The following is a 13383-nucleotide window of genomic DNA, read 5'->3' as shown; positions in this document are numbered from 1 at the left end:
CCCGGCGACCACATCGTTTTCGGCCAGGCCTGCGGCGAGCCGACCACGCTGGTCGAGGCACTGATCGAACAGGGGGAGGCCATCGGCGGCCTCCACGCGTTCATCGCTACCAGCTTCTCCGGCCTGTTCACGCCCGAAAGCGCGCGGTCCTTCCGCCTTTCCAGCATGGGGGCGATCGGCGCGCTGCGCGGCATGACCAAGGCGAATGCGCTGGACGTCATCCCCATCCACGTCAGCCAGGTCGCCAGCCTGATCGAGGCCGGAATCATGCCCTGCGACGTGGCGATGATCCAGGTCAGCCCCGCCGATGCGCAGGGCAACCACAGCTGCGGCCTGATCTCTGACTATGTCCGCGCGGCGGTGGACAAGGCCCGCGTGGTGATCGCGGAAGTGAACGAGCAGGTGCCCTATGTACCGGGCGAAACGATCCCCGGCGCCTTGATCGACGTTGCCGTCCACGTCAGCCGCGCGCCGGTGGAAGTGGCACCTGCGAAGATCGGCCCGACGGATGAGGCGATCGCCCGGCACTGCGCCGAATTCATCGATGACGGCGCGGTGCTGCAAACCGGCGTCGGCGCGGTGCCGGACGCGATCCTGCGCCTGCTGCACGACCGCCGCGATCTGGGCGTCCATTCGGGCATGTTGGGCGACGGCCTTGTCGATCTTGCCGAAGCGGGCGTGCTGACCAATGCGCGCAAGGAGATCGATCGCGGCGTTTCCATCAACGGCGCGCTGATCGGCACGCGGCGGCTCTACGACTGGGCCGCGCACAATCCGGCGATTCGCATGACGCCCACGAGCTATACCCACGATGCTGCAACGCTCGCGCGCCTCTCGCGCCTCGTCACCATCAACTCGGCGCTCGAAGTGGACCTCACCGGCCAGGTCAACGCCGAGCAGTCGGGCGCCAGCTATCTCGGCGGCACGGGCGGTCAGGTCGATTTCGTTCGGGCCGGCGCGCGCTCTCCGGGTGGAGCTTCGCTGATCGTACTGGCGTCGACCGCCAAGAGTGGCACCTTGAGCAAGATCGTGCCCAGGCTCTCCGGCCCCGTCACCACCGCGCGAACCGAGGTGGACGTCATCGTCACCGAATATGGCGCGGCCCGCCTCAAGGGCCAGTCGCTGGGCGAGCGGGCGAAGCGGCTGCTCGAAATCGCCCATCCCGACTTCCGGGAGGATCTGGCCCGCACGGCTCACGAAATCGCGAAAAGGGGCTTCTGACGTGTCTCCAGCCGTTCTCTATCATGTCCAGGATGATGACATCGCGGTCATCACCATCGATCGGCCCGAACAGCGCAATTGCCTCAGCCGTGAAGTGCGCGAGGGGCTGCGCGAGGCATGGGCGGCATTCGAAGCCGATGCCTCCGCGCGCATCGCCGTGCTTACCGGCACCGGCGACAAGGCCTTCTGCGCGGGCGGCGACCTGAAGGAAATGGTGGAGACCGGCATGGCCGTGCCCCCGCGCGACCTCTACGCCTTGCCTTACGACACCATAGAGTTGACCAAGCCGACCATCGCCGCCGTCAACGGCCATGCTTTCGCCGGCGGCTGGATGATAGCGCAGGCCTGCGACCTCTGCGTCGCCAGCACCCATGCCAGGTTCGCCATTACCGAGGTGAAAGTCGGGCGCGGCAGTCCCTGGGCCTCGCCGTTGATCCACATGATCCCGCAGCGGATCATGATGGAGATCATGCTCACCGGAAAACCGATCACGGCGCAGCGCGCTTACGAGATCGGACTGGTCAATCGGCTGGCCGAACCCGGCGCGGTGCTGGATGCCGCTTTCGAACTGGCGCGCGAGGTGTTGGAGGGCGCTCCGCTGTCGGTGAAGGCCGCGCGCGAAACGGTGATGCTGGCAACCGAAATGGGGCGCTCCGCCGCTTTGCAAGCCGCGCGCGCCGCGCACGAGCATGCCTACAACAGCCGCGATGCCCAGGAAGGCCCGCGCGCCTTTGCCGAGAAGCGCAAGCCGGAGTGGAGCGGGCGCTAGGGTGAGCCCTAGGCAGATATAGCTAGGCCGGTGCAAGGCCAATCTTTCCGCTCTTCGTCTTAGCGATCGTATCGCGAGCGAAAGGGGCGAAGATGGCCATTCTCGGGCAGTTCCGGATACAGACCGTAACCATGGCGGCCGTCGCGGCGATAGGCGGGACGGCGCTCGTCTGCGGAATGAGCAGCCTTCTGTTCATCGACGGAATAGGGCACCGACTCGAAGCCTCGGCCGACGACACGGTGCCCAGTCTGATGCTGCTGTCCGGGATCGACGAAGGGACCAGCCGCGCGCGCTTGGCGCTGGTGGAGCAGCTGCGCCCCTCGCGCGATATGCGCAAGGGTGACGCGGATGCGGCGCTCTCCGCGCGGATCGCCGATGTCGATGCCCGGATCGTCCGCTATCGTCCGCTCGTTTCGGACGCCGGTGAGAGGCGACTGTTCGCCAGGCTGAACGCTGCCTGGGGGCAATGGAAACGGGTGGCGGCGGAGGTTCGCCTGGAATTGCGGGCAGGGCGCCGGGATGAGGCCGACGCAATTTACGAGCGATCGGCACGGGCGGGCGGGGAGGCGCTGGACCTTGCTCTGCGTGCCCAACTGGACTTCAACCGGGCCAGGGGCGAAGCCGATGGTGCCGCGGGCAAGGCCGAGGTGCGACGCGCTTTCGTGTGGATACTGGCCTTGGGAGCGGCGATCCTGATCGGGGTTGGCGCGGTGCTGGTCCTGCTGACGAACCGTCTGGCCCTGCCGCTGCGTCGTCTGACCGATGCCATGGGCGACATGGCGGGCGGCAATCTCGATCGCGATATTCCCGGAGAGGAGCAGGCGGACGAGATCGGCGACATCGCCGCCGCCCTGCGCGGCATCAAGCACGGGGTGGCCGCGCGCAGCCGGGCTGCAACCGAAACCCAGGCCGCAACCCAGAGGCACGTCGTGGAGGCGCTCGCGCGGGGTCTGGGGCTGCTCAAGGCCGGGCGTCTGGACTGCACGATCGCCCAGGCTTTCCCGGCGGAATACGAACGGTTGCGCATAGATTTCAACGATACGACGCAAACGCTCGCGCAAGTCATCGGCGATGTGGCCGAAGCGGCGCAAAGCGTCAGCAACGGTTCCTCCGAGATCGCCGTCGCGGCCGGCGACCTTGCCGAGCGCACATCTTCCCAGGCGGCCTCGCTGGAGGAGACTGCCGCCTCCGTCCGGCATGTCAGCCAAGCCATCGGCGAGACAGCGACCGTCGCGGAAGATGCGCGTCGCAATGCCCAGGATACCGAGCGAGAGGCCGTGCAGGGCGGAGAGATCATGCGCGGGGCAGCCCAGGCCATGGAGAAAATCCAGCTTTCCAGCCGCAAGATGGAGGAAATCGTCTCGCTGATCGACGGGATCGCGTTCCAGACCAACCTCCTCGCGCTGAATGCCGGGGTGGAGGCCGCGCGGGCGGGGGACGCCGGCAAGGGCTTTGCGGTGGTGGCCACCGAAGTGCGCACGCTGGCCGAGCGCTCGGCGCAGGCGGCCAAGGACATCACCGGCATCATCCGGACCAGCGCCGCCGACGTTTCCAACGGCGTGGACATGATGCGGCGAACGCAGGAGTCACTGGAGCGGATCGTTGGCCGAACGGGGGCGCTATCGGCCATGATCGGCACGATCGCGGGTTCCGCGCAGGACCAGGCGGCCGCCATCCGTCAGGTTGAGGCGGTCGTCGCGCAGATGGACACCGGCACGCAGCAGAATGCGGCACTGGTCGAGGAATCGACCGCTGCCGCGCGCGGCCTGGTCGGGGAGGCCGATCGCATGGGCGCGCTGGTCGGGCGTTTTTCGGGAGGCGATGGGGAGCCTCCGCGCCGCGCTGCGACATCCCGCTTCGAGCAGAGGGAGCCGCCCCTGCCTCCGCTCCCGCCTCCGCCTTCTTCAATGCGTGTTTCCACGGTCCTGCCGCCTCCCCGTCAGAAGCGGGCGATGACGGGCAACGCGGTCCCGGCGGAAGACGACTGGTCCGAATTCTGACGCCCGGCACGCGGTCCGCGTGCCGGGTAACCTGCCACCGTGGCCGCTTTTTTAGCTCTCGAACTTCACGCCTTCATGCGTGCCGCCGCTGCGCCAGTCGCCCAGCATGTCTCGGAAAGCGTCCCAGCCAGCCATGTAGCCACGGAAAAGCGCCCACTTGGGGTTCTTCTCGCCCTCGTTGTTGAAGTAGCTGGGCGTGCATTCGCTCTGGAAGTCGGAGAAATCGACCTCGTTTTCCTTGCAGTGCGCGCAGTAGCCCTCGACGCCTTCCTTCGTGGCGGAAACCGTGCTGGCACCCCGACGCTGGGTCTCGCCGATCATGAAGGCGATGTGCTCCGCCTGGCGCCCGAACTGTTCGGTGGTGGAGGAGTTCGTCGCGCCCTGGATATAGCCCATGTAGAACATCGCCGGGAATTCGTCTGTGATCACGCCGTGGAACGTGCTCGCGCCGTCGGTCCAGTGGTCGTAGATCGACTTGCCGCCGCGTCCTTCCACGGTGTCGATACCCCAGCGGCGCTTGAGATCGCTGGTCACCTCGAAGCCCGAGGCGAAGACGATCAGGTCCACTTCGTGCTCCACCCCGTCTGCGACGAAGCCCTTGTCCGTCATCCGCTCAACGCCCTGCGTCGCGGAAACGTCGATCAGCGTGACGTTGGGCTGGTTGAACGCGGGGTAGTAGTCATTGTTGGACAGCGGCCGCTTGCACATGAAGCGGAAGTACGGCTTCAGCTTCTCGGCCGTGTCCTTGTCCTCGACGATGGATTCCACGCGGCGGCGCAGGCGTTCCATCACCTGGAAGTCCACGACTTCGCGGCGGTCCATGAATTCCAGCGGATCGAGCGCGGGCCAGCCTTCCTCGCCCAGCTCGATGGCGAGGTTGCGGCTGATCTCGGTCCAGATATCGCAGATCAGATCGGGCTCGCCGGGGATGAAGAACTGCTGCGCGGCGCGGTGGAAATTAGCCATGCGCTCCTGCTGCCAGCCGGGCTGGAGCGAGGCGGCCCATTCGGGATTCGTCGGCGGATTGGGCCGCTCGTCGATGTTCGAAGGCGTGCGCTGCAGCACGTAGAGGTGCTTGGCGTACTTGGCGAGGTGCGGCACCGCCTGGACCGAGGTCGCCCCGGTGCCGATGATGGCGACGCGCTTGTCGCGCAGTTTTTCCAACTCCGGCGCGGTCCACGAACCGCCGGTATAGTCATGCTCCCACCGGCTGGTGTGGAACATCTTGCCCTTGAAGTCGTGGATGCCGGGGATGCCGGGCAGCTTGGGCATGTTCATCACGCCGCCCGCCATGACCACGAAGCGCGCGCGGATGTCGTCGCCGCGGTTGGTGGTCACGTGCCAGCGCTTGATGCTCTCATCCCAGCGGATGCCAGTGACCAGCGTGTGGAACAGTGCCTTGTCGGCCAGCTCGAAGCGCTCGGCCATGTCCTGGCAGTACTGCTGGATTTCCCAGCCGTCGGAGAACTTCTTGCTGGGCATGAAGCCCGTTTCTTCCAGCAGCGGCAGGTAGCAGTAGGCGTCGTTATCGCACTGCACGCCGGGATAGCGGTTCCAGTACCAGACGCCGCCGAAACCGCCGGCATGGTCGATGTTGCGGACGTTGGAGACGCCTTGCTTATGCAGGTGATAGCCGGCGAGAATGCCCGAGAATCCGGCGCCGAGGATGGCAACGTCGATATCCTCGACCAGCGCCTCACGCTCCGCCACAGACGTGAACGGATCATGCGCGTAATTGTCGGAAAAGTCTTCGGTCGGCTGCACGTACTGCTCGCCGCCTTCTCGCCGCATGCGCTTGTCGCGCTCCTGGCGATACCTGGCCTTGAGCGCCGGGATGTCGAGTTCCTCGGGCGAAGGCACGTCGGTCTTGAAGCAGGTCATTTCCATCGAACGGGCATCCTCTTGGCGGCGACTCTGCTCCGGTCGCCCTCTCGCTGCCGAATCTGGCGCAGCACTGCGTTAGTTGTCAACAGTGTTGTTCATTAAGTCTCGGCGTTTTCCGTTGCCATCTTGAACGAATAGCCGATGTGATCGACATGCCCGTGCAGCCCGAAATCGATCAGTTCCGACTTGTCGTGGAAAGCTTCGGAGGCGGCGGCGACGTCCTCGATCGTCCAGTGCGGGCGGTAGACGCCGCGCGTTTCCGCCACGAACATGCGCGCCACGCGGCCCGCCATCGAGGCGATCAGCTCACCCGTCACCGGGCATTCTTCGTGCGCCAGCCAGCCGACCACCGGAGCCACGAGTTCGGGCTCCATCGGCGGGTACTGCGAGATGTCGATCCCCTCGGCCATGCGCGTCACCGCGCCCGGCACGATCACGTTGCACTTCACGTCGTGTGCCTCGCCTTCGAGCGCGGTGATGTTGGAAAGCCCCAGCATCGCCGACTTCGAGATGCCGTAGTTCACGCAATTCTCGTTGCCGTAGAGGCCGCCGACCGAGCTTGTGAGCACGATGCGGCCATATCCGGCATCGCACATCGGCCCGAACGCGGCCTGCACCACATGGAACGCGCCCAGCAGGTGGACGTCGAGCACGGCATGAAGGTCCGCGCTGGAAAGCTCGCGGATCGAGCCATAGCGGACGTTGCCGGCATTATGGACCAGCACGTCGATCCGGCCCCATGTCTCGAGCGCGGCCTGCACTATGGCCTTGCCGCCCTCCGGCGTGGCGACGGAATCGGTGTTGGCGATGGCTTCGCCGCCCGCTGCTACGATCTCGTTGACCACTTGCTGCGCCACGCTCACGTCCGCGCCGGGCGCATCGAGATCGCCCCGGATCGCGCCGCCCAGATCGTTCACCACCACCTTGGCGCCGCGTTCTGCCAGCAGCAGGGCATAGGCCCGACCCAATCCGCGGCCGGCCCCGGTGATCACGGCAACGCGGCCGTCGAAACGCATCTCTTCCATGGTAAGCTCTCCGGGTTGGCCGCAAAACGAAGCGATCTCTTTTTCGTCTAGCGATCGAATATGCGCACGCACCCGGCAGGAGCAATCGAACAAAGCCGCCTGAACGTCGCCGGGGCGATAGTGCGTGCCGATTGGGCCTTCACGTTGCCTGCCCCGGAAGCGCTGGATAGGCTCGGCCGGAAAAGAACGGCTGCAAGAGCGCCGGACGAGAGGACGATTTCACCGATGCTCGAACCCGCAGGACGTAATCACGGCGTCGTTTCCGCCCGCCCCGCCGAGGGCTGGGTGCTGCACCGACTGACTCCGCCCACCCGCCTCTACAGCGCCAATGGCCTGCGAACCGGTGCCGACGGGCGCATCTATGTCGCGCAAGTAGGGGGCAGCCAGATCAGCGCGGTCGATCCCGATAGCGGCGCAGTGGAGATTGTCAGTCCCATGGGCGGTGCGATCACCGCGCCGGACGACCTGGCTTTCGACGAGGCGGGCAACCTCTACGCCACCGAGATCACCGAAGGCCGCGTCTCCATCTTGCGCCCGGACGGCAGCAGCGAAGTGGTCTGCGGCGACGTGCCGGTGGCCAATCCGATCACCTACTCGCAAGGCCGTCTGATCGCGGCAGGTTGCCGGATGGGATCGCAGATCCTCGAACTGGATCGGAACGGCGGCGCGCCGCGTGTGATCGCGGGCGACGTGCCGATGCCCAACGCCTTCGAAGTCGGCCCGGATGGCAAACTCTACATCCCGGTGATGGGCGCCAACGCGATCTGGCGCATCGATCTGGATGGCAGCGGCGAACCCGAAGTGGTCTGCGGCGACCTTGGCGTGCCGGACTCGGTGAAGTTCGACAGCGACGGCATGATCGTCTCCACCCAGGTCGCCAGCGGGCAGGTGTTGCGCATCGATCCGCGCACCGGGGTGAAGACGGTGCTGGCTGACATCGGCGCGGGCCTCGACAACTGCACCTTCGTGGGCGACCGCCTGTTCATCTCGCACATCCTCGGCTCCATCCACGAGATTACCACGCCCAAGGCGGCGGGCGGTCTGGTGAAGCCCCTGATCGACAAGGGCCTGCAATGGCCGCTGGACGTCGCCATGGGCGAGGACGGCGTGCTGTGGATTGCCGACGGAGGGTTCGTGTTCTCGCTTCGCGCAGGCGAGGCGGTGAAGCTGGAGGGCATGTTGTTCAGCCCCAGCTTCCCCGGCTACTCGCGCGGCGTAGCGGCGGCGGGCGCAGGGACGATGATCGTCACCACCGCCAATGGCGAAGTCGCGAAATTCCATCCCGCCGGGCCTTCCAGCGAGGTTTTGGCGAGCGGCTACGACCAGTTGATGGGCGTCGCGCTGGCGCCTTCCGGCGCGGTGGTCTTCGCGGAATACGGCACCGGCAAGGTTCACTCGGTGCACAATGGCAAAGTAGAGGAACTGGCTTCCGGGCTCGACCGGCCCAAGGGCGTGGCGGTAGCCGGGGACGGCGCCGTCTACGTGGCCGAAAGCGGCGCAGGCCGGGTGGTGAAGCTGGTCGGCGGCCGTACCGAGACGGTGCTGGACGATCTCGTCCGCCCGGAAGGCCTCGCGATCCGTAACGGCACCGTGACCGTGCTCGACGTGAAGCGCCGCGAAGCGATCCAGTGCGACCTTTCCGGCGGCGCGCGCGAAGTGATCGCGGCGGGCCTGCCGGTCGGCGCGCCCGAGGGCACCGATCCCAAGCCGCTGGGCGGCGTGGGCGACATGTGCGGACCGATGGGGAACATGACCGGGCTCGACGTGGGGCCGGACGGCACGGTGTGGATCTGCGGGGATCTCGAAGGCACCGTTCTCGCACTCAGGAGGGCGTAACATGCTCAAGCAGATCTGCTTTTTCCGGAAACGCCCGGACATGACCATGGACGAGTTCATGGACTACTACGAGAACCAGCACTCGCAGCTGTCCAAGAAGATGGGTGCGCAGCCGGCGATCCCGGGCGCGGTGCGTTATGTCCGGCGCTATCTGGTGCCGGAAAAGAACCCGATCACCGGCGAAGTGCACGATCCGGGCTTCGATTGCGTGATGGAAATCTGGTGGAACAGCCGCGAGGACTTCGAGCGCTCGCAGGCGATCATCAGCGATCCGGCGCGCCTGCCGATGACCAAGGCGGACGAAGAGAAGCTGTTTGCCAGCCACGCCAACCCGGTCTGCACCTGCATCGAATACGATTCGCCGATGGGGCCGAACGGCGAGGCCACGCGGGTCGAGCTTTCCTACGGTGACTGAGATGACGGCCCGTCAGGAGTGGCGGCAGTTCGGGCTCGTGCCGGTGGCGGCGGGGCTCGGCTATGCCACCAGCGTGATCCACATCTACGGCATCGGGCCCTATATCGGCCCGGTGGCGGAAGCGATGGGCTGGACCCGTACCGAAGTGACCTTCGGGCTGACCATTGCGACTTTGGTGCAGGCGGTGGGCGGCGTGTTCATCGGCCTTGCGGTCGACCGCTTCGGCCCGCGCCGGTTCGGAGTGATCGGCATCGTGTTGCTGACGCTGGCTTTCGCCCTGCTCGGTACGACGGGGGAGAACCTGTCGCACTGGTACTTGCTCTGGGGGCTGATCGCGATGGTTTCGCTGCCGGTGCAGGCTTCGGTCTGGACGAGTGCGGTGGCATCCCGCTTCGAGCTTTCGCGCGGGATGGCGCTGGCGGTAACACTCTGCGGCGCCTCGATCGCGGCCGGGCTGTTTCCGATCATCGGCACCTGGGCGATCAAGACGTTCGGTTGGCGGCTGGCCTTCGCCGTACACGGTGGGCTGTGGTTCGTGATCGCAGCGCCGGTGATATTCCTGTTCTTTCGCGGGGCGCACGATCGCGGCCGGCGCAAGGAGCCTGCGCCGGCCAAGCGCGAGTTGTCCGGCGTTTCGTTGGGGGAAGGGCTCCGCTCCAGCGTCTACCACCGCCTGTTCGTGGCGAGTCTGCTGTTCACCTTCACGATCATCGCCATCGTCGTCCACTTCGTCTCGATCCTCGGCGATCGCGGCGCCGACCCGATGACGGCGGCGGCGATTGCCTCGTTCGTCGGCTGGTTCTCGCTGGCAGGAAGGCTCGGGACCGGGGTGCTGCTCGATCGCTTCCCGGCCTCGCTGGTTGGCGCAGCCGTGTTCCTGCTGCCGGTGCTGGGCTGCCTCCTGCTGCTCGGCTCGGGCACGTCGTTCCTCGCGCTGGCGCTCGCCTCGGGGCTGATCGGGCTGACCTTGGGGGCGGAGATCGACGTGGTGGTCTATCTGATCACCCGGCATTTCGGTCTCAGGAACTTCGGCGGGCTCTACGGCGGCGTGTTGGCGGCACTGTCGATCGGCACGGCGGTCGGCCCGCTGGTCGCCGCACTGATCCACGACCGGACGGGCAGCTACGAAATGTTCCTCTACCTGGCGATCGCCACGATGGCCGCGAGCAGCCTTGCTATCGGCACCCTGCCGCGAAGCAGCCTGAAATTCGCGCCGGTCGCCGCCGGGTAGCGCCACGGCGATTGGCCTTGCGTGCGAATAATGGGATAACGACCGCAAATCGGCGCGAAACATATTGGGAAGAGAGCGATGGGTGAGCAGGGCAGGATCGTGCAGTCGGCCGAGGATCTGGCTGTCCCGGTTCGCGTCCCGGCGGAGGCCTATATCTCGCCGGACTACGCCAGGGCCGAGCGTGACAGGCTTTGGCGCAAGGTCTGGCTCCAGGCCGGGCGACTGGAGGATATCACCGAAGTCGGCGATTTCATCACATTCGATATCCTGGACGATTCGGTGATCGTGGTCCGTGCCTCCGAAACCGAGATTCACGCCTTCCATAACGTCTGTCCGCACCGCGGCCGCAAGCTGGTGGATACGCCGGCCGGCAAGCGCAATGCGCGCGGAACGCGCCGCAACTTCATCTGCGGCTATCATGGCTGGACCTTCGGGCTCGACGGCGCGAACACCTATCTGGAGCATCAGGAAGACTGGCAGGGCCACCTGTGCGGCGGCCGTGCCGATCTCGGCGTAGTCAAGGTCGGCACCTGGGGTGGCTGGATCTGGATCAACCTCGATCCCGACGCGATGCCGCTGGCCGAATACCTGCACCCGGCGGCGGACATGCTCGATCCCTACGGACTCCAGAACATGCGCCCGCGCTGGCGCAAGTGGGTGGTGTTCGAATGCAACTGGAAGGTTGCCATGGAAGCCTTCTGCGAAACCTATCACGTTTCCACCACACACCCGGAGTTCATGGAATTCGGCCAGTTTCGCGGCTGGGCGCGCAACCAGGGGCTGCACTCCAACATCGGCTACGAGGCGCCCAAGGGGCAGGAGGAGGATTCCGGCAAGCTGCGCCTGGGCGCCGGAGAAGACCCCCGCCTGACCACGGCGGACATGCAGAACTTCACCTGGGCCAATGCCAATACCAACACGACGATGACGCTGGTGGGCGTCGCCAATCGCCTCAAGGACGAACTGCCGGAGGGTACGCCCGCCGCCGAAGTCTCTGCCTACTGGATCGGCACGGCGCGCAAGGAGGACGCGGAACGCGGCGTGCTCTGGGCACAGGTTGACCCGCAGCATACCGCGCAGGCCGGCACGGCCTGGCAGATATTCCCGAACTTCCAGATCGGCCACGCGGTCAACAACATGCTCTGCTACCAGGCCCGGCCCTATGGCACCGACCCGGACAAGTGCATCTTCGAAGCGGCGGTCTACGAACTCTGGCCCGAAGGCGAGGCGCCCGAAACCGAATGGGACTATACCGAGCCCGCCGACTGGCCGCCGGTGCTCCAGCAGGACTTCGCCAATATGGCCGCCGTCCAGCAAGGGATGAAGAACGCAGGCTTCCGGGGCGCGCAGCCGAACCCCTACATGGAGCGGTCGGTGGCGAGCCTGCACATGAACCTTGCCCGCTTCATGGGTACCGGCGCGCCGGAGACCTATTGAGAGCAGCGCGATGGAACCGATGCCGCTCGTCCATGTCAGTTGGGCCCTGGCCGACAACGCCGCGCGCCCAGCATGCGACGCCTTCTTCCGCGATGTGTTCGGGGCGAGCACCGCGCATGAAATCCTGATCACGCCGGAGACCGAAAAGCTGGGGCTGGATCGCGAGGAAAGCCTGCTGATGATCGGCGACTCGATGGTGATCCCCATTGCTCCGGCTGGTCGCGGCGTGCAGCAGGGCCATCCTTTGGGAGACATGCTGCGCCGCTCGGCGGGGCCGGGGCGGTGGATCGGCGTTGCGCTGAAGGTCAGCGATCTCGCCGCCGCCGATGCCTGGTTCGCCGCGCGCGGGTTCAAGCGGCACTACGATCCGGGCATGGAATCCTTCTATTTCATCGTCCCACGCGGGCAGGTCATGGGCCTGCGGCTGGAGATCGTGCGGCAGGACATGCCCGGAGACCCGCGCCGGGATCCGTCATGGCGACCGGCGTCCGATCATCCACTCGGGATAGAAGGCCTTCAGGCCATCGGTCTCTCCTGCGACTCGCCGGAAAACGCCGCCGAATTGTTCCACGGGAAACTTTCCTGGCCGCAGCTGCGCCTGCGCGATCTTCCCGAGGCAAAGTGCCTGGCGTTCGCGATGGGCGATACGGTGCTGGAAGTGTTGACGGATCGCAGGGAAGACGGCCCTGTCGCGCGTCATGCCCTTGACGTGAAAGGCATCTGCCACCTCGCGTTCAAGGTCCGCGATGCCCGCCGCGCGGCGCAATACTTGCGCGGCCTTGGCCTGCCGCTGATCGGCGATGTCGAGGATCGCTTCGCCATCGCGCCCGATGCCGCGCAGGGGCGCTTGATCTGGTTTACCGAAACGACCCCGCCCGGCTATCCGGCGCCGGGCTCCCGCCTGGCCGAGTTCGCTGCCCAGCCGCAAACCTAGCCGGGCAGCCTCTCAGGCGATCCTTACTTCGCTTCCGCCAGTAGCTTCGCCGCTTCGGGCGATGACCAGTCGTTGCCGCCGGTATAGCGCCAGACTTCCCGGCCCTGGCTGTCGAACAGCACGGTTACCGGCAGATTGCCACCGTACTGGAAGCCCAGATCGCCGTTCTCGTCCACCCAGGGCTGGATATTGTCGAGCTTGCGGCGGCGCAGGATCTCGATGACCTTGTAGGTATCACCGGTGTCCTGCGAGATCGGCAGGATCTGGACCTTCCCATTGGGATCCTTGGCCAGCGCTTCCAGCGTCGGCATCTCGGCAATGCAGGGCGCGCACCAGGTGGCCCAGAGATTGATCAGCAGCGGCTTGCCCTTCAACGACATCAGGTCAAGGCTCTCGCCGGTATTGTCGACCAGGGTCACGTCGGGAAGCGGCTCGCCCTTGTGCGAACGATCGACCTTGCCCGTTGGCGTCACGGCGGCCTGTGTTGCCGGAGCGGCGGTTTCGGAAGCCTTTTGTTGCGCGTCCTTGCCGCTTTGCCTATCGCAGCCCGCGATCAGGAGGGCGCCGGCCCCCGCGACGGAATACAGGACGAGCGACTTGAGCGATTTCGAAGACAGCAAGGCGGCGGGCT

General features: G+C 66.1%; 11 protein-coding genes. 8 read left to right on the top strand and 3 right to left on the bottom strand.

Going from position 1 to position 13383, the window contains the following annotated elements; translation table 11 throughout:
* From ACI3K3_RS17205 to ACI3K3_RS17195, 3 genes are all read left to right on the top strand, one after another.
* Nucleotides 1-1221: acetyl-CoA hydrolase/transferase family protein (locus ACI3K3_RS17205; RefSeq protein WP_404915833.1), on the top strand; the 1221-nt coding region annotated here is incomplete at its 5' end.
* Between the two features lies 1 nt (nucleotide 1222).
* Nucleotides 1223-1990, top strand: coding sequence for an enoyl-CoA hydratase/isomerase family protein (locus ACI3K3_RS17200; protein ID WP_404915831.1), 768 nt, complete (start codon nucleotides 1223-1225; stop codon nucleotides 1988-1990).
* A 92-nt stretch (nucleotides 1991-2082) separates the two neighbouring features.
* Nucleotides 2083-3990 (top strand): methyl-accepting chemotaxis protein, encoded by a 1908-nt coding sequence (locus ACI3K3_RS17195; protein WP_404915829.1) that lies wholly within the window; start codon nucleotides 2083-2085, stop codon nucleotides 3988-3990.
* A gap of 51 nt (nucleotides 3991-4041) precedes the next feature.
* Here ACI3K3_RS17195 and ACI3K3_RS17190 read toward each other — a convergent pair whose 3' ends face one another.
* Together ACI3K3_RS17190 and ACI3K3_RS17185 are read right to left on the bottom strand one after the other, a co-directional pair.
* Entirely contained in the window at nucleotides 4042-5877 is a 1836-nt protein-coding gene (locus ACI3K3_RS17190; RefSeq protein ID WP_404915827.1) for a flavin-containing monooxygenase, read from the bottom strand.
* A gap of 95 nt (nucleotides 5878-5972) precedes the next feature.
* Nucleotides 5973-6899, bottom strand: coding sequence for an SDR family NAD(P)-dependent oxidoreductase (locus tag ACI3K3_RS17185; RefSeq protein ID WP_404915825.1), 927 nt, complete (start codon nucleotides 6897-6899; stop codon nucleotides 5973-5975).
* 225 nt (nucleotides 6900-7124) lie between these two features.
* On the opposite strand from ACI3K3_RS17185, the gene ACI3K3_RS17180 reads away from it, so the two are divergent.
* From ACI3K3_RS17180 to ACI3K3_RS17160, 5 genes are all read left to right on the top strand, one after another.
* A complete protein-coding gene (locus tag ACI3K3_RS17180) occupies nucleotides 7125-8735 on the top strand; it encodes an SMP-30/gluconolactonase/LRE family protein (protein WP_404915823.1) in 1611 nt (536 codons plus the stop codon).
* Nucleotide 8736: 1 nt separating this feature from the next.
* Entirely contained in the window at nucleotides 8737-9150 is a 414-nt protein-coding gene (locus tag ACI3K3_RS17175; RefSeq protein ID WP_404915821.1) for an EthD domain-containing protein, read from the top strand.
* Nucleotide 9151: 1 nt separating this feature from the next.
* Entirely contained in the window at nucleotides 9152-10381 is a 1230-nt protein-coding gene (locus ACI3K3_RS17170) for an MFS transporter (protein WP_404915819.1), read from the top strand.
* Between the two features lie 78 nt (nucleotides 10382-10459).
* Entirely contained in the window at nucleotides 10460-11818 is a 1359-nt protein-coding gene (locus tag ACI3K3_RS17165; protein ID WP_404915817.1) for an SRPBCC family protein, read from the top strand.
* Nucleotides 11819-11828: 10 nt separating this feature from the next.
* Nucleotides 11829-12752, top strand: a complete 924-nt coding sequence (locus tag ACI3K3_RS17160) for a VOC family protein (protein WP_404915815.1) — start codon at nucleotides 11829-11831, stop codon at nucleotides 12750-12752.
* 23 nt (nucleotides 12753-12775) lie between these two features.
* Here the strand turns inward: ACI3K3_RS17160 and ACI3K3_RS17155 are convergent, their stop codons facing one another.
* Nucleotides 12776-13372 (bottom strand): TlpA family protein disulfide reductase, encoded by a 597-nt coding sequence (locus ACI3K3_RS17155; RefSeq protein WP_404915813.1) that lies wholly within the window; start codon nucleotides 13370-13372, stop codon nucleotides 12776-12778.
* Nucleotides 13373-13383 lie beyond the last annotated feature (11 nt).

It is taken from the genome of Novosphingobium sp. ZW T3_23, from assembly GCF_044987305.1.
Classification (GTDB): domain Bacteria; phylum Pseudomonadota; class Alphaproteobacteria; order Sphingomonadales; family Sphingomonadaceae; genus Novosphingobium.
The sequence above is the reverse complement of the archived record's forward strand: the minus strand, read 5'-3'. Positions and strand labels throughout refer to the sequence as shown.